This is a genomic window from Acinetobacter sp. AS167 (genome assembly GCF_037152175.1).
Classification (GTDB): Bacteria; Pseudomonadota; Gammaproteobacteria; order Pseudomonadales; family Moraxellaceae; genus Acinetobacter.
In genome coordinates this window covers 177,780-204,623 of record NZ_JBBCMP010000006.1, presented here as the reverse complement: position 1 = coordinate 204,623, position 26,844 = coordinate 177,780, and the positions used below count along the sequence as shown (strand labels likewise).

The window sequence follows — 26,844 nt, the reverse complement described above, 5'->3', positions numbered from 1 at the left end:
AAGAAAGTCAACGCCAAGCTGGAGGTTTAACCAATGGCAAAATATGGTCATATCAATAGTTTAAATTCTTTGCAAAACTTAACTGTAGGGAATACAAATTATAAAATTTTTAGTTTAAATCAGGTTCAAGCGAGTTTAGGTGATATTTCAAAATTGCCTAAATCACTCAAAGTACTGCTGGAAAACTTACTCAGATTTGAAGATGATGTAACAGTGAGGCAAAGCGATATTCAAGCGATTGTCGATTGGCAGAACAATAAAACTTCAGATCAAGAAATCCAGTATCGCCCTGCACGAGTATTGATGCAAGATTTTACTGGTGTACCTGCTGTTGTAGATTTGGCTGCGATGCGTGCAGCTGTACAAAAAGCCAATAAAGATCCCAATTTAATTAATCCTTTATCTCCAGTAGATTTGGTCATTGATCACTCTGTGATGGTGGATCATTTTGGGACAGATCATGCGTTCGAAGAAAATGTTGAAATTGAGATGCAACGCAATGGAGAACGTTATCAATTCCTCCGTTGGGGGCAGTCTTCATTTAATAATTTTAGTGTGGTACCACCTGGAACAGGGATTTGTCACCAAGTCAATTTAGAATACCTAGCTCAAGCAGTGTGGCTGGGTGAAAGTGAGGGTGAGGTATTTGCATTTCCCGATACCTTAGTTGGTACAGATTCACACACCACGATGATTAATGGCTTAGGTGTATTGGGTTGGGGCGTGGGGGGGATTGAAGCCGAAGCGGCCATGCTTGGACAGCCGATTTCAATGCTGATTCCAGAAGTGATTGGTTTTAAATTGACAGGAAAATTGCGTGAAGGAATTACCGCAACGGATTTAGTTTTAACTATTACTCAGATGCTACGTAAAAAAGGCGTGGTGGGTAAATTTGTTGAATTTTATGGTGATGGGCTCGCATTTCTACCGCTTGCAGACCGTGCAACCATTGCCAATATGGCGCCCGAATATGGTGCAACATGTGGCTTTTTTCCGATTGATGAAATCACTCTAGGGTATATGCGTTTAACGGGTCGTAAAGAAGATCGTATTGCATTGGTTGAGGCTTATTGTAAAGAACAAGGCTTATGGCGTCATACTGGGGATGAACCTGTATTTACCGATGTGCTTGCATTGGATATGGGAACCGTTGTAGCAAGTGTTGCTGGCCCGAAACGTCCGCAAGATCGAGTGGCATTGCCTGATATCCCACAAACTTTTAGTGACTTAATGGCGCTGGATCTTAAGCCAGCTAAAGGTGAGGAAAAAGAACGTTTAGCCAATGAGGGTGGGGCCGGTAACGCCATTGATTCAAAACAATCTGCATTACAAAATGAAGAACCACATTGTGTGATTGACGGTAAACGCTACCCATTGACGGATGGGGATGTGGTGATTTCTGCGATTACCTCATGTACCAATACTTCTAATCCAAGTGTGATGTTGGCTGCGGGTTTGTTGGCAAAAAAAGCCATCGAAAAAGGCATTCAACGTAAGCCATGGGTGAAAAGCTCTCTAGCACCAGGCTCTAAAGTCGTAACCGATTATTTAGAAGCGGCAGGTTTGATGTCTTATTTAGACCAGTTGGGCTATAACCTGGTTGGTTATGGTTGTACCACATGTATTGGTAATTCAGGGCCATTACCCCAACCGATTGAAGATGCTATTCAGTGCCACGACCTGAATGTTGCATCGGTACTTTCAGGCAACCGAAACTTTGAAGGGCGGGTACATCCTTTGGTAAAAACCAATTGGCTAGCATCACCGCCTTTAGTGGTTGCATTTGGCTTATTGGGCACCATTCGTAGTGACATTACCAGCACAGCATTGGGGCATGATCAGCAAGGACAACCAGTATATTTAAAAGATATTTGGCCGAGTCAAATCGAGATTGATGAGGTGCTGCAAAAAGTCAATACAGCGATGTTCCATAAAGAATATGCGGCAGTTTTTGATGGTGATGAAAAATGGCAAGCAATTCAAATCCCTGACTCTGAAACCTATGAATGGGATGAAAACTCAACGTATATTCGTCATCCTCCATTCTTTGAAGGCATTGATCAACCCGCGAAACCAATTAAAAATATTCTCAATGCAAATATCTTGGCCGTTCTTGGCGACTCAGTCACAACAGATCATATTTCTCCTGCGGGGAATATCAAGAAAGACAGTCCAGCAGGTCGTTATCTAGAAGCGCAGGGTGTCGATCAAAAGGACTTTAACTCTTATGGATCTCGTCGTGGCAATCATGAAGTGATGATGCGAGGAACCTTTGCCAACATTCGTATCAAGAATGAAATGCTCAATGGTGAAGAGGGCGGCAATACCCTCTATATCCCGACAGATGAGAAGTTAGCCATTTACGATGCTGCGATGAAGTATCAGCAAGATGGTACGCCGTTGGTCATCATTGCAGGTAAGGAATATGGTACAGGCTCATCACGTGACTGGGCGGCGAAAGGCACCAATCTTTTAGGAGTAAAAGCGGTAATTACTGAAAGTTTTGAACGAATCCATCGTTCAAATCTTGTTGGTATGGGGGTTTTACCGTTGCAATTTGTGGATGGTCAAACTCGTCAATCACTCAACTTAACTGGGCGTGAGCAACTGTCGATTTATGGACTTTCTGATGACATACAACCACATGAAAGTTTAGATGTGGAGGTTAAACGTGTTGATGGTTCAATAGATCGTTTCAAAGTGTTATGCCGTATTGATACTTTGAATGAAGTGGAATATTTTAAAGCAGGTGGTATCTTGCATTATGTGCTGCGTAATTTAATCGCTTCATAGCCTAATCAATAAATCACGATTTATTTCAGTTCTCCAAGCCCTGTATAGAATGCAGGGCTTTTTTTATTTGTTTAAAAGAGAACTTGATGTTGATTTTTAAGGAAGTAGTGAATTTAATTGCCATATACCGAAGGAGTTAAAATAAAGTGAATCTGCTTCAAAAAACTCAGATGAGGAGCGTTTAGAGAGTTTGAATTTTTCCATATCCTCTTCAGCCCTGAATGTATCACCTTTTTTAAAATCAGGATCTTCGGCTAAAATATAAAGTAGAAATTGATTTAAGGTGAAACTGGCTTCATTGACACTAGACGAAATACAGCCATCTAGTTTTCCAAACTGATGCATGCCGCACGAATAAAGATATTCTTGATCAGAAACAACTGGTATAAATGCCTTAAAAATATCCAATAAATTCGTTGCAGAAAATTCGAGCCATTGTTTTTTGCTATGTGTAAGCCCTGCTGTTTCTATTTTTATACCTAATCCACCTGCCTTTAATAACGCTTGTCCAAGCTTAAAGGCATCTTGTACACTTTGAAAATGACCACCTTTGCATATGAGGTAGAGCACCATATTGTGCTGATCGATTTGATCGAGCTCATGGTCTGAAAAGCGTTGCATACTGAATAATCTGAATATACGACTTACTTCAGGATCATGATTATGTTCTTCAACTTCAACAAAATGATCAGAATACTGTGATGTCATGATCATCCCCGCATAAATATACCCAGTGTCGCATTCAAGCATGGCATGAACTAATTCCTGATGATTTTTCCATACCCCAGGAATGCATAAAATAATCTGTTGTGAATTTTGCATTGTTCGAACTTTTATATTTGTAAAGTTTGATCTTAGCATTGCAAATTTAATTTTTCATTTTCACTGCTTATTTTTGATAAAATGAGCTTGATTTTTTGAGCCTAGATTTGAACCATGACTGAACTTTTCCAAAATGATGAATATGAGCGCCGTTTTGCAGGTGTAGCCAAAATTTATGGAGAAGAGACATTCAATCACTATGAAAAAAGTCATGTCATGGTGATCGGTATTGGTGGGGTCGGCTCATGGGCGGTCGAAGCCTTAGCACGTACAGGGGTTGGCGAGTTAACACTGGTCGATATGGATTCAGTGGCTGCTTCAAATATCAACCGACAGCTGCCTGCAATGACTTCTACATTAGGTCATGAGAAAATTCAAGTGATGGCTGAACGTTGCCGTTCAATTAATCCTCGGATCAAGATCAATTTGATTGATGATTATCTCAGCCCTGAAAATGTGAAAGAAATTTTAGAAAATATTCCCGATATTATTTTAGATTGCATCGATGACGTTAAAGCAAAATTTGCACTCATGCTACATTGTCGTTTTAATAAAATTCCTTTGATTGTTTCGGGTGGGGCAGGTGGTAAGCTTGATCCTCTAAAAATTCGTGTTGCTGATTTATCTAAAACAGAACAAGATCCGATGCTTGCTAAATTGCGGAGTCAGTTGCGCGCCAAAGGCATTTGTAAGAAACCAAAAGAAAAATTTGGCATTACTTGTGTGTATTCAATTGATAATCCTTTTTCTAGTGCTGATGTGTGTGCAAGTGCAGGCTTGCGTTGTGGTGGATATGGCTCGGCTGTAGTGGTGACTTCTAGTTTTGCGATGGTCGCCGTTGCAGAAGTGTTGAAAAAGTTAGATCGGATCAAATTAAGTGCTTAGTATTTTTAAGTAAAAGTTTAGGTTCATTTAAAAATCATAAAAATTCAGTTAAATTAATCTGAAATAAACGCAATAACAGAGAACAATCAAAATGAGTTTTTTCAAAAAGTTATTTGGAAAGAAACAACAACAAATACAAATCAATCGAAACCGCTATGCTGAATTTTGGCAATGGTTTGAACAGCATCAAGAGGATTTTCACCGTATTGTGGATGAGTTAAATCAAGATACGATTCAGGCGGATTTCTTTGATAAATTATCGCCTGAATTGGCCAAAGTTCATGGTGGAATTTTTTTCCTTACCGGGATGCTTGATTCACAAACAGCTGAATTAATTTTAACGCCAGATGGTGTTGTGGCAAACATTGTATTTGTAGAGGAATTGGTGGCAGCAGCCCCTGAAATTCCCGGCTGGAAATTTACCGCACTTAAACCCGCAAGTGATATTCAGCAAACCAGTATTGGTATGCATGGTCATGAGTTTAGTCAAAAAACGCTATCGTTTTATTTAAAAGACCATGAAGAATATCCAGATGAAATTGATCTCGTGGTTGTGCATGATCAATATAATGAAGCTCAAAAAGCTGAATTCTTACAAGCAGTTTATATCTTTTTGGATAATTATTTGGGCGAATATGATTCGATTACAAAACTAGATCAAGTTTCGCTGCAATTCAGACAAGATGCTGAAAAAGAATTAATGCCTATCGATCGTTTAAAGAATATTTTAATTTTAAAGAACGGTGAAATTTCTCGCTTAGACAAAATAACTCGTTCAAGTACTGATGAAGATGAATATATCAGTTTGGAGGGGGAGACCAATGAAAGTTTGCCTTTGGTGGCGATCTTAAATAGTACCCTTTTAACATGGGATCAAAAGGCTTCTCACCCTTGGATGATGCTGGTTGAAATACCTTATGCTGGTCAGAACTCCAGTGGTATGCCATCTGCTACAGATTATGAGTTGCTTAACACGATTGAAGAAGAATTATTAAATGAGCTAAAAGATTTTGAAGGGTATTTAAATATTGGACGCGAAACGGGTAATAACTTAAGAACTATGTATTTTGCTTGTAAAGAGTTTAGAAAACCCGCCAAAGTTATAGATCAGGTGGTTGAAAAATATCAGAACAATTTTGAAATCGATGTCAGCCTATTTAAAGATAAATATTGGCGTTGTTTAAATAAGTTTGGTTGTTAACTATGCTGAAAAGTCGCTTGAAATGCTCTATAGCATTCAGACCATAAACATGGACAGCTTAGAGAATGAAATGGCTTTTTAATCGACCTATCCTCGATCTTAAAATAACCCTATTGGCGATCTTGTTGATTGGCGGGATTGCATATTACCTTTATTCAACGGTTCGTCATTTTCAGGCGGTCAACCAATTGGATGAAGCTAAAACAATAATGCGTGATATACAGAACTTGCTGGGCTGGTCAATCCTTCAACCTCAAGCAAATGCAATTCAAGTCTGTAATTTGCAAAATATCCAACAGATCAGCAAACAGGAAGAGTTTCAAAAGATCAAGCAACTGTTGGGCTGGGAGGTCAATATTCAACAACACAGCAAATATGTTGAAAGTATAAACATGTATGCAGCACCTGATTTACACGGCTGTATTATACGTGCTCATTTTCGAAAAGACGCCTTTGTGAGTGATGATCTTGCTGGCAAATATATTACTTACCAATATGATTTTAAAAAAAGCACCACAACATGCGTCACCAATATAAAAAAGTATGCTTTGGTGAAATCTTGCACGCGTTTGTAAAAAACATACTTTATCTGTTCAGCTCAATCAGTCCTGCAAATAAATAAACTCATGCTGTTGGGGCACTTTGCCTGTTTGTTTTGCGATAAAACCATCATAAAGATTGAGTAAAACAACAGCGCAAATAATACAAATAAAAACCAGTAATTGTTTGGATGTCCTCATACTATTTCTCTCTGATGTAAGTCGCTTTAAGTAAAGTCTAGTGAAATCAAACAATCTAATCTAATATAGAAAAAAGCAGAATTGATCTAATTTTGAGATGGATATGGCGACATTCAAACAATTTAATTATTTAATTAGAATTGTGGAAGAAGGTGGTTTTATTGCGGCTTCTGAAAAGTTGTTTATTGCCCAATCTGCTTTAAGTCGCCAGATTAAGCTTTTGGAGGACGAAGTAGGATTTGAAATTTTTGACCGCAGTGATAAAAAAATAAAACTCACCCAAGCCGGACAGTTCTTTTATGCTCAAATTAAAAATAATTTGCTTAACTTAGATCATATTATTGAAAATGCTAAAGATATTGCAGATGGAAAAAATCGACTCATCAAAATTGCACACTCAAGTAGCATTAGCATGAGCTTAGAAAAAGTCAAAATATTTGATCAAACCGCAAAGCATCTCAATGTTAATTTCGAAATCAACACCTTGTCATCTGAAGACCAAATTCTTGCACTGATGAAAGGAAATATTGATGTTGGTTTTATTCGCCCACCTGTTTTAAATCGCCTAGATGAGTTATATACAACCACGCTCTACCCTGAACCTTTATACGTTGCACTACATCAAAATCATATTTTAGCTTCAGAACGCAGTATCAAAATCCAACAGTTAAAGCATGAAAATTTTGTTTCTACACCACATGCAGAACGGGGAGGTTTAAGTTATTTGGTTGCAAACCTTTGCTTAAGTGCTGGTTTTTCTCCAAAGAAAGCGGCGGTTCAGTCCCGTAAAGTTTCACAATTGCAATTGGTGGCTGCTGAAATTGGAATTTGTATTGTTCCTGAAGAATTTAGACATATTCTACCTAAACAGGTACGACTGATTGCTTTGGATGCTGAAAATGCATGGTCTGCTGTTGTGATGGTCTGGAGTAAAAATGCAGATGGTGTCATTCAGCGATGTAATGAATACATGATCAAACAGTTTCAACGATTTTAAAGACCATCGTTTGATTGAAAAGATAGCTGTGGATTAAGACTGTATTGAATCGTAGAAATTTTCAGTCGTGATCAGACAGACTGTTCTCGAATATAATCTTCTGTTCGCTTCATGGCTTCTTTAATATTGATAATGGCATTTTCAACATCTGCAAATGTTTTGGCATTACCGCCACTTAAAGCTTGACGCCATTTACGAGCACCGGGAAGGTTTTGAAATAAGCCTAAAATATGGCGCGTAATAATCGATAGAGGTGCGCCTTCTTGCATACGTTTGGCAATATAAGGCAGCATTTGATCGATAATTTCAAAGCGATCAGGTAAGTCTAAGTTCCAGAGTTGACCTAATTCTGCCAAGAGGTAAGGGTTGTGATAAGCCTCACGCCCAATCATGACCCCATCAACATGCTTTAAATGTGCTTGAGTTTCAGCAAAAGTCTTAACCCCACCATTGATCTCAATCAGCAACTCAGGACGCTCTTGTTTTAAACGATAAACATCTTCGTAGCGTAGTGGTGGAACATCGCGGTTTTCTTTTGGTGATAAACCTTTAAGCAAGGCAATACGGGCATGTACGATAAAATTATCACATCCAGTTTTCGCAACTGTATCGACAAAATGTAGCATCTCTTCATAAGATTGCATGTCATCAATACCGATGCGGTGTTTTACAGTAACTGGAATATCAACTGCATTACGCATTTCAGCAATACATTCTGCAACCAAATCAGGCTCTGCCATTAAGCAGGCACCAATCTTATTGTTTTGCACGCGGTCACTTGGACAGCCCACATTTAAATTGATTTCGTCATAACCCCAGTCTTGAGCCATTTTGCTACACGTTGCAAGATCTTTAGGATTTGAACCACCGAGCTGTAGAACAATTGGATGTTCTTCATGGTTATAGTCCAAATGACGATTTGCTCCGCCATAGATGATGGCACCTGTGGTGACCATTTCTGTATAGAGGATAATATTGGGGTTAAACAAACGTGCAAAGAAACGATAGTCACGAGTTGTCCAATCCATCATCGGGGCGACCGAAATACGAGGCGTTAAAGATTGGAGCTCAGACATACAGTCAACCTGAAAAAGATAGAAAAAAAGCAAGTGCGGATTATACGTGCTTTATTTTAAAATCAATAGCCATACTCAAAAGATAGAATTTGTAAAACGAATTAAAATTTTGATTATGATGGTGATTTTTAAATGTGAGAAAGTAAGATTTATGGGGCTTGATTAAAGCGTTATCAACTTGGTGAAACCGCTTAAAAATAAAATTAGTGTGTTGGTAGAGCATATTGGTTGAACAAAATACGGTGTGGCTTAGCACTACAAGTACGCAATAACATGAGCTATAAATGCCCTAAATCTCTTGAACTCTCTATCATTTCATACAAAATACTGACGGAATAAAGCTGCTGCCAATATTCCTGCTGCAATCGCCAACAGCGGGTTTTTAAGCAGTAGCATAACGATCAATGTCGTCAGTAATGCTAATCGAGCGCCATGATCACCTTCAACCGCAATGGGGGCCAAAAGTGCAACCAATACAGATCCTGACATTGCGTTAATAAATCGCTGTAAACGATCACTAATAGGAACATAAGACATAATTAAAACACCACCCCAGCGAGTGGCTAATGTCACAACGGCCATAATAAAAATAATAATCAAGGGATAAGTAGTGCTAATTTCTAGGTTCATACCCGTTTCTCTTTCCAGAAAATTCCGACAATTCCGCCAAATAAGGCACCCACAACGACATGACTATTTTCTGGTAAGTACCAATAGGCTAGTAATGAACTACAGGCAGCGATTGCCCAGATGATGAGTATTCTGAGATTTTTTTGTCCACCCACAACCATCGCCAGTAGAAAACAAGCCATGACCATATCTAATCCCAGTAGTGCAGGATGATGAATGACATTACCAAAATAGAAACCCAGTCCTGTGCCTAAAACCCACGCGAGCCAAAGCGCAATGCCCCCTCCAAACAATAAGCCCATCCCTGATTCACCACGATTAAATGCTTGTAGTGAGAGTGCCCAATTGGCATCAGAAATAACCAGCAAGATACTGTATCGTTTGATGGGAGGCAGGTGACGTAACCAAGGATAAAGAGATGCGCCCATTAAAAGATGCCGAGCATTGATAAAGAAAACTGTGACTATTAAGGGAATCAGTGATATTTGCGCACCCCATAGTTCTAAAGTCGCAAATTGAGATGCTCCTGCAAAAACAAAGCTACTCATTAACATGATAGAGCTATTGTCTAGTCCAGTTTGCGTTGCAGCTAAGCCGAAAGCAGCCCCAAAAATCACCACGAAAGATGAAATTGGAAGAAGGCTTTTAAAGCCTGACCAAACTTGGGAATAACTTAAACTGTAAATATCTGGGTCAACATTCGACAAAATAATTTCCTTATCTTTTTAAATTTTCTAGTGAGCTATATACCTAATGATCGCTGATGAAAATTAGGGGAAATTCCTTCTTTTCTTAATAAATTATGGACTTAGAAAGTTAGAATGAAAAGCGCATAATTCTTACATATACTATTCGAAAATCGAATAATTTGGGGGTGATCATGAATCTACAAAATCTACAGATTGATTGGTTAAAATGTTTTGTCGCAGTTGTTGATACAGGTTCTCTTTCAAATGCAGCACCTGAGCTATACCGTTCACAGTCTGCTGTCAGTATGCAGTTAAAAAAACTGGAATGCGCTTTAAAATGCCAACTTTTAGTTCGAACGCATAGACAAATTCAACTCACTTCTGAAGGACAACTTCTTTTAGGTTATGCAAGACGGATACTTGATCTACACCATGAAACACAAATGGCTTTTAATGGAGAAGAGTTAACTGGTCGGATTAGACTTGGTGTACCCGATGATTATGCTGCTAAATATCTAACGCCTGTGCTTAAGCGTTTTGCACCACGTCATAGCGGCGTTGAAATAGAATTTATTTGTGAACAATCGACTTCATTGATCCCACGTATAGAAAATGGCGAGATTGATTTAGCTTTGATTTCAAGGGATAACCCCCGTCAAGGCACTTTATTGTTTCATGAGCCAATGGTGTGGGTAGGTTCTCCCCAATTTGAATTATGGCGTGAAGATCCGATACCTATTGCTGTTTATGAAAGTACCAGTTTAGCCAAAAAAAGTGCGATCAATTCGCTTGCATTGCAAGGTCGCCGTTATCGTGTGGTTTATAATAGTTCAAGTTTAATCGGGCAAATTGCAGCAGTTGAAAGTGGTTTGGCCGTCGCAGTTTTCACACAATGTAGCGCCCCTCAGCATTTAGAAATTTTGGGAGCGGAGCATAGACTAGGCCCATTAGCACCCATGGAAGCATCTGTATATAGAAGTAGAGCCTCGCTTAATTCAAAAGCGGTCGATCATTTATATGAACTGTTAATTAAGACATTAAGGCAATCCATTACCTATTAAGAAGGTTTTTATTTAGATATTTCACATAAACTTGAAAAAATCTATTTATAAAATTAATTTTTAAGTCTTGCCAATATTGGGGGGTAGTAATTTTAAAAGATACATTAAAAGCAATAGAGGAAAGCTTTTCTATTTGCAATCTTCGTTCATTGCAAGCAAGCCCATGCTTATCGCATGGGCATTTTTAATGTAAATGATCAGGGGCAGAACCCCCTGACCAACAACTCAGAACAGAAGTTCCGAGCTACTTTCAGCATGTTTTGACAATGAGCGTAGATCTGAACCAGAAGGCGCTTGATAAATTTTTAGCCCAAACTCAGGGATAATTGCCATCAGATGGTCAAATATATCAGACTGGATTGCCTCATAATCATTCCATACCGTTGTATTGGCAAATGCATAGATTTCCAGTGGTAATCCCTCACTCGTCGGTTGTAACTGACGGATAATTAAGGATTGGTTTTTAGCAATACCAGCATGTTGTTTTAAGTAGAACTCCACATAGGCCCGAAATGTTCCAATATTGGTTAAGCGGCGCTGGTTATAGACTGACTGATCTTCAAACTGCTGATTAAAGCTGTCCAGTTCAGATTGTTTATTATCCAAATACTGATCCAGTAACAGGAAAGCTTTTAATTTCTGTTGTTCTTCATGGGTAATAAAATGAATGCTGGTTTGATCAATAAAGATTGAGCGCTTGATTCGTCTCGCCCCCAACAATTTCATCCCACGCCAGTTTTTAAAGGTATCCGTGACCAACTTATTGGTGGGAATTGTGGTAAAGGTTTTATCAAAATTCTGTACAGTAATGGTATGTAAGGACATATCAATAACATCACCATCTGCATTTAATGTTGGCATTTCAATCCAATCACCGATACGAACCATATCGTAGGAAGAGATTTGCACCGACGCTACCAAGGACAGAATCGTATTTTGAAAAACTAGTAACAATACCGCTGCCATCGCACCAAAACCAGCAAGCAGGGTAAAAACATCTTTCTTTAAGAAAGTACCCAAGATTAGCAGACCACAAACGATAAACAGAATCAGCTTGATCAGTTGAAGATAGCCTTTGATGGGCTTATTCAGTGATTTTGGATTACGTTGATAAAGCAGATTGAAAACATTTAAAAGTTCACTGATGGCCAGTGCAATGGTCAGGAAGATAAAAGCCTGTGCAGCCATTTGTATCAGGCCAACCGCTTTTAAGGACAAATGTGGAACTGTGGAAATACCATTTAAAATAACAATGGCAGGAACAATATTCGCCACTCTGCGGATAACACTATGCTGAGAAAAAATTTCACTATGTGCAAACTTCATTTTTGAAATAAGTTTACGTATCCCACGAACAACAACTTGTTTTGCAATATAATTTGCGACAAAAGCGAAAAAAATTAGAATGAATAATGATGTTAGCATCTCTAGCCATGGATACTGATCAGACCATTCCTGAATATTCTTTAAGAAGGCAAATTTATCCAAAAGTACAACCTCAAAATAGCAGATACGCTATTGTATTGATTGTGAATGACAATAATTTATAAAAATACTTTTTAGCTACATTCGGGCATCAATTACTTACTCAACAAGATTGACAGACTCTCAGAAAGTCCAAGTGAGTAGGTGAAGATAAGTATGCAACCGTTGGGCATAGGTAAGCCCAGTTTCACGGATTACAATATGCCAATCAACAGTACTTTATTGAATACGATGGGATGCTCAGTTTTAATTTGTGAGACTCAATAGTGGCTGATTTTATCCGCAAGATTGGCAATACGGTTGAGACGGCAAGACTGTGCATCTAACATTTGTCCTTGTCCTTCGGTTTTTGGATCCCAATTACAATACTTGTCGGTATTTTCCCACCATGCTGCGATTTCATCCATCTGCCGGTCTTTTTTCACACTGTCTGGACGACTGATGATTTTGGCAAAGGCCTGTTGAACGCGGTTCTTATGTTGAGCATATTCTTGGTCCATACAGCTTTGCATTTCAAATGTTACTGCACCACTTTGTTTTATACATTGGCCATAACTGCTGCTTAATTTGGCATGAATATAAGAATCATCTGGAAGGGGACGAGACATTTCATCATCGGCAAAAGTTGCAAAAGGCAGAAGAAAGATGAACAACAATGTAATACTTTTAATTTTTTTCATATATTTAACCTTTAGTTTTATATTGATCTCGCTATGTGTTCTTGAATATCTCTATGCTTTAATTCGCATTATTGAAGTAAATTCAGATAGCGTTGCAATTGTGCAGTACGGCCTGCGATACGCTGTATATCATTAAGTTCAGTTTGCAAGTTGTCTGGCTGTGATTGACCATACAGCGTTGTTTCCAGTTCAGCATCACTTTGACGTGATTGTAGCCAAATGCGTTGCGATGCAACCAGTTTTGTTTTCTGGTTAGCATTCAAATGCGATTGTAATTTTTTATAGGTACTATTCAATCGCGCATCTTGACGTTTAGCCTCATCTTTTAGACAAGTTGCCTGTTCAATGATACCTTGGGCACTGTTGTCACAGTTTATAAAAGCTTGGCTTAATAAGTTTTCATTACCTATTGGCGCAGCGAAGACCAAACTTGAAAAAGTACATAAAAAACTAATCGGTAAGCATGCTAATCGTATTTTTTTCATAAGGGATAAGCTCTTGGTTGATCTATCAGGATGTATGTTATAGGCAAACTATTGTGCTGTATGATTGATTGAGGATCAATGTTCGCTACTGTGCGAGCTAAATAAAACTTTGCTTGAGTATCGTCAATCACGCTTTAGCAAAGACAAACAGGGTTATCATTTTGACCAAAGTGTACCAATTTTAAACTTGAATAATCATGGATATTTTTTCCAAAAAACATAGATTGCCCTGTACAAATTTCTTTAAAGCTCTAAAATTTATCTTCCGTATAATTCTGCTCCTCAACTATTTATTCATATAGCTTCAAGATAGTAACCCGTATATCCATTTAAATTAAAATTGTATACATCGCATTTTTTGAATTTTATAGAATAACCTGAGTTCGATATAAAAGTCTTGATGAAATATGATACTCGGAAACGTCATCCGCAACTGTCTGAGGCAGGATTTCATTCATAAAGTATTGTTTCTGTGATTTATTAAATGCATTGCTGGTCGTCGACGAGTTTTGCGGGTGACAATGGTTTTGCCTAGTTTTCCCAAAAGAAAAGTAGGGCAAGCCGCAGGCTGATCCTGAAATTCGATGAGAGTTAAACAAGACTCCGCCAAGATCATTTTTTTCAATAAGTTAAAGATATAGCTAGGTCAAACCCACGTTAGAATATTATTTGTATGAATATATTATGATCGGTTTTTTCACACAATAGTTACAGTGAATATTATTCAAATAGAATGATTTGGGTATCCGTTTTTTTATTAAAATAATAAGTCTCTTAAAAAATCAAAATCCCTCAAATTTTGAAGGATTGTGATTTTAGAATGCTTTAAATGGTCTGTGCTCTATTGAGATATAGACGATCTAGCAGAGAAAATAGTGCAGACCCCATAACCAGACATACACCAACAAGACAAGTCATGGTCCAACCTCCATGATGCCATGCATAAACCCCTAAAGCAGAACCACATGCACCACCTGTGAAATAGGCTGTCATATAGATAGAGTTAATCCGAGATTTCGCATCTGGGCGTAAACGGAAAATGATATTTTGATTGCTGGTATGAACCACAGCGAGTCCAAAGCTAATCAGGCCATACCCTAAAATATAACTGGTGAGGTACTTTCCACCGAAATAAAGCAGCGCCCAACTGATGATCATCAACGCTACCCCAATCCATGTCAGGATACTGGTATGTCCACGGTCTGCAATTTTACCAATTTTTGCAGTGGCTAAAGCACCAAATACCCCAATGATCGTTGCAACACCAACCAAAACATCAGGTAATTTAAACGGTTCAGAAGTTAGTAAAACAGCAATCGTTGAAAATAAAATACTCATGGCTGCAAATGCAAAGCCACCAATAATTGCACGATAGACTAAACGACGTTCTTCTTTTAACAGCACACCCATCGAGTAGAAAATTTTGCCATAACTCATTTTAAACACAGGTACATGCGGCAGACGTTTTTTCAATAAATAGGCAAGTATTAACATCAATACCGCACTAACAAAGTAAATCAGTTTCCAGTTAAACAGGTTAGACAACAAACCTGCAAGACTGGTGGAAAGCAATAACCCGACTAAAAGCCCACTCATTAAAAAGCCAACCACTTCACCTGTTTTTTCAGGTTTAACTGCCATTGTTGCAAGTGGGATCAAAACTTGAGCCGCAACTGAAAATAGACCTGTAATAATTGTGCCAACCCAAAGCATGGGTAAATTGACTGCAAAAGCACACATCAATAAACCAATCGCGGCACAAAACATTAACCAAGGAATAAATTTAATTTTATTGACAATGTCACCCATGGGTACAATGAATAAAAGACCAAGCGCATAAGACACTTGGGCAAAGGTCACTGTAAGCGCCACTTGTGATTCTGGCATGTTGAAATAGAGTTGAATCGAGTGAATCAGAGGCTGACTATAATAGTTTGCTCCTGCGCATAAACCACAGGCAATCGCCATCAGCCAAAGTAATGCTTTATTTTGGCTAATATCGAGTTGAGCATTCATAAAAATATCCTAGTTCTTGGAGTTACATACAATAGGCAGTTGCTTCAATTTCAATGAGCATTCCTTGTAAAGCAAGACACGGGACAGGAATCAGTGTACACGCAGGGAAAGGTTGATCTTTCCAAAGTTGTTGCATTTCCTGAATTAAAAACTGATGTTTTTTGGTACTGTGATCGACCACAAGCACTCTTAAAACAGCAATATCCAATAATGATGCATCAGCCGCTTGTAGGGCATGTTGCAGATTGACAAAAGCTTGATGAACTTGTTGTGCAAAATCTTGGGATAATTGTCCTTGTTGGTTTTCACCACCTTGTCCAGATATATGCAAAATACGCAAATAATGGCGTACTTCAGCCACATGACTATACGCAAATGCTGTTGGATTATAAAGTGTATTTGGGTTAATCATTTGGAACGATTTGATCTGCGTGGATTCTGATCTGGAATGCATAGATGACTCTTTTGATTGACTGGAAATTTCCGTCAGTATCAAAGCTCAAGTTAACTTAAGGTCAAGTAAAAAGACCAAGAAAAAACCGGAGCAACTGATCGTATTTATGAATGAACAGTCAAGGGGCTGTTAAACAAGAAAACTGTCATATAGAAAAGTGATCAGAAGAGAGGGCATGCAAGTGAAATATTGCTCAGTATTAAAAGTATATAGGTTGTTTATCTTTGCTTTGATACTCTTAGAAAATCCCAGTAAGCACTGACTAGGATTCGATAGAGGCATATCTTGTGCAATTTATTGGCTATTTTTTATATTCAATGTGCTGAAATGGCACTGTACTTTAAATAACTCAGTCATTAAATAACCTAGCCGTTAAATAATGAGTTGTGAATCTACAATCTTGCCCGTTTTCCCTAACCAAAATGGACGGTTGACTTCACCATGACCAAACCAGTCACATTGGTAAAGTGGGATGTGCAGTGGATCGAGATGTTCTTTCACAATCTCAACAATACTTTGCGGGACATTTTTTTGTGGGCATTGATAAAAATCACCCAAGACCAAAGCCTTTAAGTTTGAAGTATCAATACTTTGTAGGAGCTGAGTCAATGAACGTTCAATTCGATAATACGGTTCGCCTACATCTTCAATCAGTAAAACACTCGGCTGATTCAGTTTTAACGCAGACGGTGTGCCTTGTAAAGTACACAGTACAGTAAGATTCCCGCCTAAGATTTTAACATCTTCAATGTGCTGATCTTGAGCAAAACCATTTGCGCTGGATAAGGGATAATGACCGTGTTGGTTTATATCCGCTGATAACAGGCTAATGGTTTTTAAAGCATCATACGACAGGGAGCTATTGTCTAAATTTTTTACGGCAATTTCCTGAAATACAGGCGCATGTAAAGATTGTCCATGATGCATCGCGATATAGTTTAATAACACGGTGGTATCTGAATAGCCAATAATGGGTTTATTTAAAATCCACTCATCTAAAAATGGCAATAACATGGCAGCACCAGTACCACCACGACCACACCAAATTGCATCAATGTCTGGATCTATACATGCTTGTTTTAAATCTTGAATACGTTGTTCAACTGTACCTGCCAAATAGCGATGTTGTGAAAATACATGTTCACTTAAGCTGACTGTATGACCTAACTGTTCCAAATGCGACTGTGCCAACTGGATATTTTCAACATCTACACAGGCACTCGGCGATACAATTTTAAAATGCATATTCCTTCCAAGTTTCTGCACAATTTAGTGTGCAAGTTTCTTTTTAGACAAAGTAATCATCATGACACCGATGATATTCAGTAAACAACCAAACCATTGTATCGCATTCATATGCTCACCGAGCAAAGCCACAGCCAAAATAATGGTTAGGATCGGGCCAATCGAACCAATCATAGCTGCTTGTGCAGCACCTAAACGAGAAATACTTTGCGCGACCAAAATCGTCGGTAAAACCGTCACCAATAAGCCTAAGGCGATACCATACCAAATGACTTGTGTCGGAAGTTGAATTAGCAGTTGAATCGGCTGGGGAGTTGCAATGATAAAATGGGTTAGCGTACCAAAACATGCAATGCTTAATGCCAAACCAGTGTAATTCCATGAACCAAATTTTTGAATTAAACGCGGGGTCATGAGCAAATACGTCGCAAAACAGACCGCACTGGCAAAGACTAAACTCACGCCTAGCCAGAAATTTCCTTCATGGGGTACTGTACTTTGCTCTTGCAGCATCACAATCACTGTACCACCATAGCTTAATGCAATCGCTAGGATGGTTCTAAAGTTGAGTTTTTGCTTATAAATAAAGCTTGTGGCAATCACTGTCAGTGTTGGATAGAGAAATAAAATAATACGTTCTAACGAAGCACTGATATACATCAGACCAGCGAAGTCGAGCCAACTTGAAAGGTAATAGCCCATCAAACCAGCAGCAACTAAGAAGGCCCAGTCTTTTCCTGTCATATTTTTATTGTGATGGCGATTGAACCAACACAATAAAAGGAAAAAAGGCAGGGCACTTGCCATTCTCAATGCCATGAGCACGGTGCTGTCGACTAATGGCGATAATGCGTAAGCCTGTTTAATAAAAATAGCTTTGGTACTAAATAAGAAAGCCGCACCAAGTGCGAAAATCGAACCGAGTTGAGTACTGGATAACGAAAGTTTCATGAATTTGACTGCATTGACAATGTCGCTATACGACATGTAAATTTGAACAAGCAGTATAAATGTTGTTTTCAATCAGTGGAAATACAAAAAAAGAATGAATTGGCGCAATAAAAGGAATATAAAGCACAATTGCTTACTTAATTCTTTGTGGATTTAAGTGTCATTTAAAGAGATGTAAACAAAAAATGTATAAAAATCAATCTTGAAATTCTTGTTTATAAATTACTCAAATTCTATATGTTATTTTTTTGCACAAAAAAGGTGCAATATCACCATGACTGGTTCAAGCTGTTCGAGTATTATTAACTGACAAAATGGCAAATAAAAAAAAACTAAAATTTTTTGTAATTGCTTTAGGCTCGGGTCTAGTGTAATTCTAATGGTTATCCCAAGTACTTTTTTTTATTAATGAAATTAAAAAATGTTATAAAAACCGACTTACATTTTTGACGGAAAAAATGATAGAAAAGGCCAATATAAGCTGATAAAAAAACCATGTAATTTGTCAGAAAGGTCAATAGGGATGTTCTTTTTTGTGCTAAATCTATTGTTTTATGGAGTATTTAAACAGCAAGTTGGAATGCTTAAAAGTGAATCATACTGCTGTAAATGCCAATCGGTAGGGTAGGGTAAGCAGCTTAAAACATCCAGATAAGCTTAAAAAAACATCGTTTTTAAAAATTGGAGACAGGATATGTCAAAAAAACTGAGCAGGATAATGCAAGAAAAATACAGTAAATTAAATATAGGGTATGTCGCACAATTATATTTATGAATCATCAGTTCAAAATATGGGTATTTATTAAATAAATATTGGGTGGTATTTTAAAAAAGTTCAATTAGAATCCAAAAATTCATAACAACGCATCTGGGGGAAACATCGGGTTATTTACGATGTTTACTTGAAGAAAAATTAGCTTGAGGAACGCTCATGCAGATTGGAATCCCAAAAGAATCTGTCGTCGGTGAAAACCGCGTAGCCGCTACGCCAGAGACAGTAAAAAAGTTGATTAGTGCTGGTCATAGTATTGTCATTGAACGAGGCGCTGGTAAAAATGCGGCTTATATTGACAGTGCTTATGAACAAGTCGGCGCTAAAATTACAGATGATGCCTATACAGGTAGTCAAATTATTTTGAAAGTTCGTGCACCACAAGGTGAGGAAATTCAAAAGCTTGCCGCAGGAACAGCTGTGGTAGCAATGTTTGACCCATACCGTAATACTGAACTTGACCAATTTGCGTCACAACAAGTGTCTGCATTTGCGTTAGAGCTTTTGCCACGAACACTGTCTCGTGCGCAAAATATGGATGTATTGTCTTCTCAAGCCAACCTTGCAGGTTATAAGTCGGTGTTACTGGCCGCTGCGGAATATCAACGTATGTTCCCAATGCTGATGACCGCTGCAGGTACTGTAAAACCCGCTCGTATCGTGATTATGGGCGTGGGTGTCGCAGGTCTTCAAGCCATTGCAACTGCAAAACGCTTAGGCGCAGTTGTTGAAGCAACAGATTTACGCCCAACTGCACGTGACCAAGTCGAATCGCTTGGTGGTAAGTGGTTAGATGTACCGATGTCTGATGAAGAAAAACAAAAAGCTGCTGATGCCGCTAAAAATGGCTATGGCTGGATGCCAGGTGAGCAATATATTCAAGACCAAGCCATCATCGTAGATAAAGCCGTGTCAAATGCAGACATCGTGATTACCACTGCGTTGTTGCCAGGTCGTGATGCACCTCGCTTAATCAAAGCTGAAACTGTTGCCAAAATGAAACCGGGTTCAATCATCCTAGATATGGCGGTTGAATCAGGCGGGAACGTTGAAGGCTCTAAGAATGGTGAAAATGTTGTCACTGACAATGGCGTGACGATTTTAGGTATTCCAAATATTCCTTCTACAGTATCGACAGAAGCTTCGGCACTGTATGCACGTAATGTTTTCAATTTCGTAGAAACTTTGTTTAATCAAGAGAAAAACTTTGCGATCAATCAACAAGACGAAATTCAAAAAGCACTTCTAGTAACTCATGGCGGTCAAGTACTGCTGAAGCGTGGTTAAGGAGAGTCATCATGGTTGAAACTATTACTATTTTCGTCTTAGCCATCTTTGTTGGTTACTACGTGGTTTGGGGTGTAACACCTGCATTGCATACGCCGTTAATGGCAGTAACCAATGCATTGTCCTCAATTATCGTTGTGGGTGCGATGATACAAACTGTTGGAATTCCTGGTGTTGTAGAGGCAAGTGTACAATTCCAGTCCGTGAATGTTGTTAGTGTACTTGGTGCAATTGCAGTGTTCTTGGCAAGTATTAACATTTTTGGTGGCTTCGCAGTGACTGCACGTATGCTTGAAATGTTTAAGCCAAAACAAAAGAAAAAAGAGGGCTAATCTATGGAATTTATTCGAGAATATGCGGATTGGTTCTACCTTGTAGGTGCTGTCCTTTTCATCTTAACTTTACGTGGTCTTTCAGGTCCTAAAACTGCGATTGCTGGTAACCGTTACGGTATGATTGCCATGGCGATTGCAGTAATCACCACATTCTTTGTCGCAGATCATCCTGTTGTATGGATGATAGGTGGTGCCATGGTGTTGGGTGCAATTGTGGGTATTGCTCGTGCACGTACAGTTCCAATGACACAAATGCCAGAAACAGTGGCATTGATGCACTCACTTGTCGGTTTGGCTGCGGTACTGATTGCAATTGCTGCAATTTTACATAATAACCAACTGACTGCTTTGTTTGCTCAAAATGAATCTGCTTTAACGGCTGCTGGTGTACAGCATGCACATATGAGTAAAGTTCATTTATTTGAATTATTCGTCGGTTGTTTCGTAGGTGCGATTACCTTTACTGCATCTGTATTTGCTTATGGTAAGTTAGCTGCAAAGAAATGGGCAAAAACCATTTCAGGTGCTTGGGTTAAACCCGTTCAAGCGATTATTTTCCTCGCTATGCTGGCGTGTGGTGTGTACTTCTTTACCACAGGCAACATGCAAGCATTCTGGGCGATGACTGCACTGGCGCTGGCATTTGGTTGGGTTTGGATTGCACCAGTCGGTGGCGGTGATATGCCAGTTGTGGTTTCACTACTGAACTCATTCTCTGGTTGGGCTGCGGCAGGTATTGGTTTCACACTTGAAAACAACATGTTGATTGTTGCTGGTTCATTAGTGGGTTCATCAGGTGCGATTCTGTCTTACATCATGTGTAAAGCAATGAACCGTTCAATCATCAATGTATTGTTTGGTGGTGCGATGGGTGGTACGGCTGTAGCATCGGTTGATAAAGGTGAGCAAGTTCAACGTAATTACCGTTCTGGTTCTGCGGATGATGCGGGTTTCTTGATGTCAAATGCTGACAGCGTTGTGATTGTACCGGGTTATGGTATGGCGCAAGGTCGTGCACAAAACGCAGTGAAAGAATTGTGTGAAATCTTGAAAGAGCAAGGTGTAACAGTTCGTTTTGCAATCCATCCAGTTGCGGGTCGTATGCCTGGTCATATGAACGTATTGTTGGCGGAAGCTGATGTTGCTTATGAAGACATCTTGGAAATGGACGAGATCAACTCTGATTTCCCAGCGACTGATGTTGTACTGGTAATTGGTGCAAATGACGTTGTTAACCCTGCAGCTAAAGATGATCCAAGCTCACCAATTTATGGTATGCCGATTCTTGAAGCACATAAAGCACGTACCATTATGGTGATCAAGCGCTCTATGGCAACAGGTTATGCGGGTCTAGACAATGACTTATTCTACAATGATAAAACCATGATGATCTTTGGTGATGCCAAGAAAGTTGTTGAAGAGATGACGAAAGCAATCAATGGTGGTGGGCACTAAGCTGCTCTTGGATTAAATCCACCCCAACCCTCCTTTGAGAAAGGAGGGAGCCTAACCGCCTTCGGGCGGTTTTTTATTATTCACAGTTTGATGTTATGATTTTGATAAAAATCGACTGAATAAAAAATGATGAATCAACCATTTAAAATAATCTGTAACAGCTTAGGCATCTATTTGGCATTTTCCTTGTCTATAACGAATGCAGAAGTTTTTGAAATTCAAGATGGTTCGAAACACTATGATGCCGTAATTGATATTGCATGTGAAAAAGATGAATGTGGGGCTAAGGCCGAAGTAAAGCTATTAAAAAAGGGCAGTAAAGCGGTATTTCAAACATTTCACTCTGATGAGTTGACTATGTATTTAGACGAAAAGTTTAAACCGAGTGTCAATGTTATACAGCTTTATGGTGAACAAAGTCCTTTGATTTTTGATGATTTTAACTTCGATGGAACAGAAGACCTCGCGATTAGAAACGGTAATTATGGTTCTTATGGCGGTCCTGTGTATGACATTTATGTATTTAATCAAAGCAAGAATAAATTTGTTTTGAGTCAGGAACTGTCTGCACTCACTCAAGAAAATTTAGGCATGTTCGAGCTAGACAAAAAGCGCAAACGCATCATCGCCTTTAATAAAAGTGGCTGTTGCTACCATATTCGTTCTGAGTATCAAGTTGTACCTAGAAAAGGTTTATTGCTGGTTCGAGAGTTTATTGAGGATGCTACTTCACCAAGAGGTGATCAAGTTGAAGTCACAGATCGCAATCTGGTCAATGGAAAATGGAAGGAAAAGACCAAGTATTATCCAACTGCAAAATATTATGCTCAGTAGTCACAATTTACCTCGTATCGCTATTTTGTATTGACCTATAGCCAAACTCTACCTAATTGTTCATACACGTGACTTGCATCGAGTCATTGATCAGAAATGAAGCTTATATTTTTGTATGAACTTTTAGAAACTATTGGTTATCAATTGGTTTTTTGTGCTTTTGGATCCTAGATGGTTATCCTACCGTGGGGCGACATGGATGTCGTCGTTGGGTGAGGGTATATGAGCAAAAATAAAGCACTGCTTTGTTTGCAGCGCAAGAGCCCTGTTAAACGAAAGATTTTTGTCATCTTTGAAAAGTGAGGCATCGCCTGCACAAAGGTATTTAAACTTTGAATGTAAGATGTGGCATTGCAAGCTTTTTTATAATCAAAAAATTATTCTTCCATGCAATTGATTTAATTAAAAATATTAAATAAGAGATATTATATTCTTATGTATGAGTTTTTTGCTAGGTTGACTATAGCGTGATGCTAAATTGTGGGGCAGAGTAAGGTTTTATGAATAGAATGACTTCTTTTCGGTGTGATGTTAAATTTTAAGCATAAAAAAGCCCATCCAAAGATGAGCTTTTTCAATTAAAACTGAAACTTAATGAGGAATATGCTCTTCATCTTCAAATTCAGGTTTAACTTGTACGATAAAGTCTTGACGGTTAAGACCACGCCACAATGCAAATGCAGTACCGATATAGATTGAAGAATACGTACCTACAAATACACCAATAAACATAGCAACTGAGAACCAGTGTAGACCATCACCACCCAAGAACATCATTGCAAGTACAACCAGCAATAATGTCATCGAGGTATGAATGGTACGTTTTAAGGTTTCAGTTAACGCAATATTCACAATTTCTAACGGTGTCGCGCCACGAATCTTACGGAAGTTTTCACGGATACGATCCGATACAACAATGTTATCGTTTAACGAGAAGCCGATTAAGGCAAGAATAGCCGCTAAAACAGTAAGGTCAAATGGCCATTGCATCATTGCAAAAATACCAATCGTTACGATCACATCGTGCAGTAATGAAAGCACTGCACCAACTGCAAGTTTAAACTCGAAGCGAATGGTCACGTAGATCAGCATAAGTAGCATTGCAAGCGCTACAGCACCTGCAGAGCGTAAATATAGCTCATTACCGACTTGACCACCGACAGAGTCAACCTTATGAACAACGGCAGTGTTATTCGGCAGTTGAACCGCTTTGGTGATGGTATTACTTAAGTCTTCAACTTTAAGGTCTTGCGCTGGCATACGTACAATTAAGTCTTTATTTGAACCTAATGTTTGTACAACTGCATCTTTAAAGCCAGCTTTATCCAAATTGGAAATCACGTCTGCTGGTTTTGCCGCATATTGATAGTTCAATTCTGCAGAAACACCACCAGTAAAATCTAAACCAAGATTTAAGCCTTTGGTTGCAATAAAGAAGATACTTGCAATGGTCAAAAGGATTGAGATGATTGCCGCTGGTTTGGCAATCTTCATGAAATTAATTACATGCTCATCATCAGGGCGACCATATTTCTTTTTCGGTTGAGTCACATCAGTCATCTTCGATCTCCTATATGCTCAACTTATTCAAGTTACGTTTTCTGCCATACACCAATTGAACAATTGCACGTGTTACTGTAATTGCAGTAAACATTGAGCAAATAATACCAATCATCAGCGTTACAGCGAAGCCTTTGATCGGACCTGTACCAATTGCAAACAGAATAAATGCAACCAAGAATGTGGTTAAGTTTGAGTCGAGAATGGTGTTATAGGCTCGATCATAACCGGCAATAATGGCCTGTTTGGGCGAGGCCCCCCAGCGCATTTCTTCTCGTATTCGCTCACAGATCAGTACGTTGGCATCGACCGCCATACCAATGGTGATGACGATACCCGCAATACCTGGTAGGGTAAGTGAAGCCCCGATCCAAGACATGATGGTGAGAAGCATTGCCAAGTTAATCACTAATGCTACATCAGCAATTAAACCAAATAGACGGAAGAACACGATCATCCAGATTGCAACAAGCAGGAAACCAACTTGAGTTGATAATACGCCTTTGTCGATGTTCTCTTGTCCCAAACTTGGACCAACAACACGTTCTTCTACAAAGTACATTGGGGCAGCTAAAGCACCAGCACGTAGCATCAATGCAAGTTCAGCCGCTTCTTGAGGAGAATCTAAACCAGTAATACGGAAAGATGAACCTAAAACCGCTTGAATATTTGCAGCATTGATTACCACAGATTCAGTATATGGTGTACGAACTTCTGTCATAGCACCTGTAACTGGATCAGCAACAGAGGTGATTTTTTGTTTATTTTCAATAAACAAAACCGCCATACGTTTGCCAACAGCAGTACGGGTTGCATCTGACATCAACTTACCACCAGCAGTATCTAAAGTAATATTTACTTCAGCACCACCACTATCTTGGCTAAAACCACTTGATGCATTTTGTACACGTTCACCGGTAAGGATGCGACTGCGATTTAATAATAGTTCACGACCACTGTCCAAAGATTCGTAAGCAAAAACTTCAGTACCAGGCGGTAACGGTTGACCATTATATTTACCTGAGAAACGGTCAATATATTGATCATTTAAATCGGACACTAAACGGAATTCTAGGTTTGCAGTACGCCCTAAGACACGTTTAGCTTCAGCAGTATCTTGTACACCAGGCAGTTCAACCACAATACGATTGCTACCTTGACTTTGTACCAAAGCTTCAGCCACACCTAACTCATTAATACGGTTACGTAAGGTGGTTAAGTTTTGATTGAGTGCATAAGATTGAATGTCTTGCTTGGTCGCATCATTATAGGTCAACTTAAGCGTAGAACCTGTATCTGTTGCTAGAGCTTGTTGATTGAACTTATTCCCATCACGACGTAAAAAGTCCATTACCGCTGCACGGTCATCATTATTTGCAAACTGAATCGTAATGGTATTGTTGTTCAATGAAAGACTATTAAATTTAATCTTATTGTCACGGAACTCACGACGTAAGTCTGTTGCTGAGGTTTCCATACGTTGTGCAATAGCTTTGTCCATATCTACTTCAAGTAAGAAATGAACACCACCACGTAAGTCCAAACCAAGCTTCATTGGCTTAGCGCCAATTTTTTGCAACCACTCAGGTGTGGTTGGTGCAAGGTTTAATGCAACGGTATAGTTATCACCCAAACCTTTGCTGAGGACATCTTTTGCTTTTAACTGTGCTTCAGACGTATTTAAACGCAGAAGGGCAGCATTGTTAGTGAAGGTATTATCATGACTGCTAATATTTTCACTTTTTAAAATTTGCTCTGCTTTTTGTATGACAGACTGATCAATTGTGGTACCAGCCTTGGCACCAGAAATTTGAACAGCAGGTTCGTCAGGATACAAACTCGGCAGCGCATATAATGTACTGATTACTAGGACCACTAGAATCAATATATATTTCCATGCAGGGTAACGCATTCGCTTTCTTCTTAAAATGAAAAAGTCGTGCTAAGTGCACGACCGTTTTATGATTAAAGGTTATTTAATGTGCCTTCAGGGAGTACTGAAATAACACTTGCACGTTGAACTTTGACTTCATTGCCTTTACTTAATTCAACCACTGCAAAGTCGCCATCAATTTTTAGGATACGACCCATTAATCCACCTGCAAATACAACTTCACTGCCAACACCTAAGCTCTCGATTAACGTACGGTGTTCTTTTGCACGCTTAGCTTGAGGACGCCAGATCAGAAAATAAAAGATGGCAACAAATACCACAATCATTAATATGTTTGCCATCATGCCTGGGCCTTGTGCAGGCGCTGCTGCAGCGTGAGCAGAAGAAATAAATAAGCTCATTCTAATTTCCTAATGTTAAAAATTATCTGCCATTTTCATGGCTTTTAAATTGACTTGTTCAGCAATTTACCTTGTCTTGGGTTTCAGCGCAAATAC

Annotated in this window: 25 protein-coding genes; 10 read left to right on the top strand and 15 right to left on the bottom strand. The window is 38.9% G+C overall.

Annotated elements, in window-relative coordinates; all coding sequences use genetic code 11:
• Positions 1-33: 33 nt before the first annotated feature.
• Positions 34-2,793, top strand: a complete 2,760-nt coding sequence (gene acnA / locus WFN33_RS12430) for an aconitate hydratase AcnA (protein ID WP_336953441.1) — start codon at positions 34-36, stop codon at positions 2,791-2,793.
• A gap of 96 nt (positions 2,794-2,889) precedes the next feature.
• Here the strand turns inward: acnA and WFN33_RS12425 are convergent, their stop codons facing one another.
• Positions 2,890-3,615 (bottom strand): DUF4261 domain-containing protein, encoded by a 726-nt coding sequence (locus WFN33_RS12425; RefSeq protein ID WP_336953440.1) that lies wholly within the window; start codon positions 3,613-3,615, stop codon positions 2,890-2,892.
• Between the two features lie 114 nt (positions 3,616-3,729).
• Between WFN33_RS12425 and WFN33_RS12420 the strand changes: the two genes are divergently transcribed.
• The 3 genes from WFN33_RS12420 (at position 3,730) to WFN33_RS12410 (ending at position 6,276) form a co-directional block, all read left to right on the top strand.
• Entirely contained in the window at positions 3,730-4,500 is a 771-nt protein-coding gene (locus WFN33_RS12420; protein ID WP_336953439.1) for a tRNA threonylcarbamoyladenosine dehydratase, read from the top strand.
• Between the two features lie 91 nt (positions 4,501-4,591).
• Positions 4,592-5,701 (top strand): DUF695 domain-containing protein, encoded by a 1,110-nt coding sequence (locus WFN33_RS12415; protein WP_336953438.1) that lies wholly within the window; start codon positions 4,592-4,594, stop codon positions 5,699-5,701.
• A 65-nt stretch (positions 5,702-5,766) separates the two neighbouring features.
• Positions 5,767-6,276 carry a hypothetical protein gene (locus tag WFN33_RS12410; RefSeq protein ID WP_336953437.1) on the top strand — a complete coding sequence of 170 codons (510 nt, stop codon included), beginning with the start codon at positions 5,767-5,769 and terminating at the stop codon, positions 6,274-6,276.
• Between the two features lie 27 nt (positions 6,277-6,303).
• Here the strand turns inward: WFN33_RS12410 and WFN33_RS12405 are convergent, their stop codons facing one another.
• Complete coding sequence (locus WFN33_RS12405; protein WP_336953436.1) at positions 6,304-6,441, bottom strand: hypothetical protein; 138 nt, start codon at positions 6,439-6,441, stop codon at positions 6,304-6,306.
• Between the two features lie 103 nt (positions 6,442-6,544).
• Between WFN33_RS12405 and WFN33_RS12400 the strand changes: the two genes are divergently transcribed.
• Complete coding sequence (locus WFN33_RS12400) at positions 6,545-7,438, top strand: LysR family transcriptional regulator (protein WP_336953435.1); 894 nt, start codon at positions 6,545-6,547, stop codon at positions 7,436-7,438.
• Positions 7,439-7,509: 71 nt separating this feature from the next.
• On the opposite strand, the gene dusA is transcribed toward WFN33_RS12400, so the two are convergent.
• The 3 genes from dusA to WFN33_RS12385 form a co-directional block, all read right to left on the bottom strand.
• The gene (gene dusA / locus WFN33_RS12395; protein ID WP_336953434.1) at positions 7,510-8,514 is read right to left on the bottom strand and encodes a tRNA dihydrouridine(20/20a) synthase DusA; all 1,005 of its coding nucleotides are present in this window, start codon (positions 8,512-8,514) and stop codon (positions 7,510-7,512) included.
• Positions 8,515-8,829: 315 nt separating this feature from the next.
• Positions 8,830-9,144 carry an AzlD family protein gene (locus WFN33_RS12390; protein WP_336953433.1) on the bottom strand — a complete coding sequence of 105 codons (315 nt, stop codon included), beginning with the start codon at positions 9,142-9,144 and terminating at the stop codon, positions 8,830-8,832.
• Positions 9,141-9,851 (bottom strand): AzlC family ABC transporter permease, encoded by a 711-nt coding sequence (locus tag WFN33_RS12385; RefSeq protein ID WP_336953432.1) that lies wholly within the window; start codon positions 9,849-9,851, stop codon positions 9,141-9,143. The genes WFN33_RS12390 and WFN33_RS12385 overlap by 4 nt, the downstream gene beginning before the upstream one ends.
• Before the next feature lie 173 nt (positions 9,852-10,024).
• On the opposite strand from WFN33_RS12385, the gene WFN33_RS12380 reads away from it, so the two are divergent.
• Positions 10,025-10,894 (top strand): LysR family transcriptional regulator, encoded by an 870-nt coding sequence (locus tag WFN33_RS12380; RefSeq protein ID WP_336953431.1) that lies wholly within the window; start codon positions 10,025-10,027, stop codon positions 10,892-10,894.
• Positions 10,895-11,119: 225 nt separating this feature from the next.
• On the opposite strand, the gene WFN33_RS12375 is transcribed toward WFN33_RS12380, so the two are convergent.
• The 7 genes from WFN33_RS12375 to WFN33_RS12345 all read right to left on the bottom strand — a co-directional run bounded on the left by WFN33_RS12375 (position 11,120) and on the right by WFN33_RS12345 (position 18,210).
• Entirely contained in the window at positions 11,120-12,382 is a 1,263-nt protein-coding gene (locus WFN33_RS12375) for a mechanosensitive ion channel family protein (RefSeq protein ID WP_336953430.1), read from the bottom strand.
• Between the two features lie 257 nt (positions 12,383-12,639).
• Positions 12,640-13,059: a hypothetical protein gene (locus tag WFN33_RS12370; protein WP_336953429.1), complete on the bottom strand. Its 420-nt coding sequence runs from the start codon at positions 13,057-13,059 to the stop codon at positions 12,640-12,642.
• A 68-nt stretch (positions 13,060-13,127) separates the two neighbouring features.
• Positions 13,128-13,544, bottom strand: coding sequence for a lysozyme inhibitor LprI family protein (locus WFN33_RS12365; RefSeq protein ID WP_336953428.1), 417 nt, complete (start codon positions 13,542-13,544; stop codon positions 13,128-13,130).
• Between the two features lie 825 nt (positions 13,545-14,369).
• Complete coding sequence (locus WFN33_RS12360; RefSeq protein WP_239046468.1) at positions 14,370-15,560, bottom strand: MFS transporter; 1,191 nt, start codon at positions 15,558-15,560, stop codon at positions 14,370-14,372.
• A 22-nt stretch (positions 15,561-15,582) separates the two neighbouring features.
• Positions 15,583-16,014 (bottom strand): RidA family protein, encoded by a 432-nt coding sequence (locus WFN33_RS12355; protein ID WP_336953427.1) that lies wholly within the window; start codon positions 16,012-16,014, stop codon positions 15,583-15,585.
• Positions 16,015-16,386: 372 nt separating this feature from the next.
• A complete protein-coding gene (locus tag WFN33_RS12350; RefSeq protein WP_336953426.1) occupies positions 16,387-17,259 on the bottom strand; it encodes a S66 peptidase family protein in 873 nt (290 codons plus the stop codon).
• 24 nt (positions 17,260-17,283) lie between these two features.
• Positions 17,284-18,210 carry a DMT family transporter gene (locus WFN33_RS12345; protein WP_336953425.1) on the bottom strand — a complete coding sequence of 309 codons (927 nt, stop codon included), beginning with the start codon at positions 18,208-18,210 and terminating at the stop codon, positions 17,284-17,286.
• Positions 18,211-19,141: 931 nt separating this feature from the next.
• On the opposite strand from WFN33_RS12345, the gene WFN33_RS12340 reads away from it, so the two are divergent.
• From WFN33_RS12340 to WFN33_RS12325, 4 genes are all read left to right on the top strand, one after another.
• Positions 19,142-20,269 carry a Re/Si-specific NAD(P)(+) transhydrogenase subunit alpha gene (locus tag WFN33_RS12340; RefSeq protein WP_336953424.1) on the top strand — a complete coding sequence of 376 codons (1,128 nt, stop codon included), beginning with the start codon at positions 19,142-19,144 and terminating at the stop codon, positions 20,267-20,269.
• Between the two features lie 11 nt (positions 20,270-20,280).
• Positions 20,281-20,601, top strand: a complete 321-nt coding sequence (locus WFN33_RS12335) for a proton-translocating transhydrogenase family protein (RefSeq protein WP_336953423.1) — start codon at positions 20,281-20,283, stop codon at positions 20,599-20,601.
• Between the two features lie 3 nt (positions 20,602-20,604).
• Positions 20,605-22,059, top strand: coding sequence for an NAD(P)(+) transhydrogenase (Re/Si-specific) subunit beta (locus WFN33_RS12330; protein WP_151801647.1), 1,455 nt, complete (start codon positions 20,605-20,607; stop codon positions 22,057-22,059).
• Between the two features lie 126 nt (positions 22,060-22,185).
• On the top strand, positions 22,186-22,893 hold the full coding sequence (locus WFN33_RS12325; protein WP_336953422.1) for an FG-GAP repeat protein: 708 nt from the start codon (positions 22,186-22,188) through the stop codon (positions 22,891-22,893).
• Positions 22,894-23,484: 591 nt separating this feature from the next.
• On the opposite strand, the gene secF is transcribed toward WFN33_RS12325, so the two are convergent.
• Genes secF through yajC form a run of 3 tightly spaced genes read right to left on the bottom strand, consistent with a single transcriptional unit; the run spans position 23,485 to position 26,748 of the window.
• Positions 23,485-24,453, bottom strand: coding sequence for a protein translocase subunit SecF (gene secF, locus WFN33_RS12320; protein WP_004723159.1), 969 nt, complete (start codon positions 24,451-24,453; stop codon positions 23,485-23,487).
• 10 nt (positions 24,454-24,463) lie between these two features.
• A complete protein-coding gene (secD, locus tag WFN33_RS12315; protein ID WP_336953421.1) occupies positions 24,464-26,365 on the bottom strand; it encodes a protein translocase subunit SecD in 1,902 nt (633 codons plus the stop codon).
• A 53-nt stretch (positions 26,366-26,418) separates the two neighbouring features.
• On the bottom strand, positions 26,419-26,748 hold the full coding sequence (gene yajC / locus WFN33_RS12310) for a preprotein translocase subunit YajC (RefSeq protein ID WP_336953420.1): 330 nt from the start codon (positions 26,746-26,748) through the stop codon (positions 26,419-26,421).
• Positions 26,749-26,844: the final 96 nt, after the last annotated feature.

What these genes read in the sequence shown, in the direction of transcription:
- acnA (WP_336953441.1), top strand. Translation starts at nt 34, where the DNA reads ATGGCAAAATATGGTCATATCAATAGTTTAAATTCTTTGCAAAACTTA.
- WFN33_RS12425 (WP_336953440.1), bottom strand. Translation starts at nt 3,615, where the DNA reads ATGCAAAATTCACAACAGATTATTTTATGCATTCCTGGGGTATGGAAA.
- WFN33_RS12420 (WP_336953439.1), top strand. Translation starts at nt 3,730, where the DNA reads ATGACTGAACTTTTCCAAAATGATGAATATGAGCGCCGTTTTGCAGGT.
- WFN33_RS12415 (WP_336953438.1), top strand. Translation starts at nt 4,592, where the DNA reads ATGAGTTTTTTCAAAAAGTTATTTGGAAAGAAACAACAACAAATACAA.
- WFN33_RS12410 (WP_336953437.1), top strand. Translation starts at nt 5,767, where the DNA reads ATGAAATGGCTTTTTAATCGACCTATCCTCGATCTTAAAATAACCCTA.
- WFN33_RS12405 (WP_336953436.1), bottom strand. Translation starts at nt 6,441, where the DNA reads ATGAGGACATCCAAACAATTACTGGTTTTTATTTGTATTATTTGCGCT.
- WFN33_RS12400 (WP_336953435.1), top strand. Translation starts at nt 6,545, where the DNA reads ATGGCGACATTCAAACAATTTAATTATTTAATTAGAATTGTGGAAGAA.
- dusA (WP_336953434.1), bottom strand. Translation starts at nt 8,514, where the DNA reads ATGTCTGAGCTCCAATCTTTAACGCCTCGTATTTCGGTCGCCCCGATG.
- WFN33_RS12390 (WP_336953433.1), bottom strand. Translation starts at nt 9,144, where the DNA reads ATGAACCTAGAAATTAGCACTACTTATCCCTTGATTATTATTTTTATT.
- WFN33_RS12380 (WP_336953431.1), top strand. Translation starts at nt 10,025, where the DNA reads ATGAATCTACAAAATCTACAGATTGATTGGTTAAAATGTTTTGTCGCA.
- WFN33_RS12370 (WP_336953429.1), bottom strand. Translation starts at nt 13,059, where the DNA reads ATGAAAAAAATTAAAAGTATTACATTGTTGTTCATCTTTCTTCTGCCT.
- WFN33_RS12365 (WP_336953428.1), bottom strand. Translation starts at nt 13,544, where the DNA reads ATGAAAAAAATACGATTAGCATGCTTACCGATTAGTTTTTTATGTACT.
- WFN33_RS12360 (WP_239046468.1), bottom strand. Translation starts at nt 15,560, where the DNA reads ATGAATGCTCAACTCGATATTAGCCAAAATAAAGCATTACTTTGGCTG.
- WFN33_RS12355 (WP_336953427.1), bottom strand. Translation starts at nt 16,014, where the DNA reads ATGCATTCCAGATCAGAATCCACGCAGATCAAATCGTTCCAAATGATT.
- WFN33_RS12350 (WP_336953426.1), bottom strand. Translation starts at nt 17,259, where the DNA reads ATGCATTTTAAAATTGTATCGCCGAGTGCCTGTGTAGATGTTGAAAAT.
- WFN33_RS12345 (WP_336953425.1), bottom strand. Translation starts at nt 18,210, where the DNA reads ATGAAACTTTCGTTATCCAGTACTCAACTCGGTTCGATTTTCGCACTT.
- WFN33_RS12340 (WP_336953424.1), top strand. Translation starts at nt 19,142, where the DNA reads ATGCAGATTGGAATCCCAAAAGAATCTGTCGTCGGTGAAAACCGCGTA.
- WFN33_RS12335 (WP_336953423.1), top strand. Translation starts at nt 20,281, where the DNA reads ATGGTTGAAACTATTACTATTTTCGTCTTAGCCATCTTTGTTGGTTAC.
- WFN33_RS12330 (WP_151801647.1), top strand. Translation starts at nt 20,605, where the DNA reads ATGGAATTTATTCGAGAATATGCGGATTGGTTCTACCTTGTAGGTGCT.
- WFN33_RS12325 (WP_336953422.1), top strand. Translation starts at nt 22,186, where the DNA reads ATGATGAATCAACCATTTAAAATAATCTGTAACAGCTTAGGCATCTAT.
- secF (WP_004723159.1), bottom strand. Translation starts at nt 24,453, where the DNA reads ATGACTGATGTGACTCAACCGAAAAAGAAATATGGTCGCCCTGATGAT.
- secD (WP_336953421.1), bottom strand. Translation starts at nt 26,365, where the DNA reads ATGCGTTACCCTGCATGGAAATATATATTGATTCTAGTGGTCCTAGTA.
- yajC (WP_336953420.1), bottom strand. Translation starts at nt 26,748, where the DNA reads ATGAGCTTATTTATTTCTTCTGCTCACGCTGCAGCAGCGCCTGCACAA.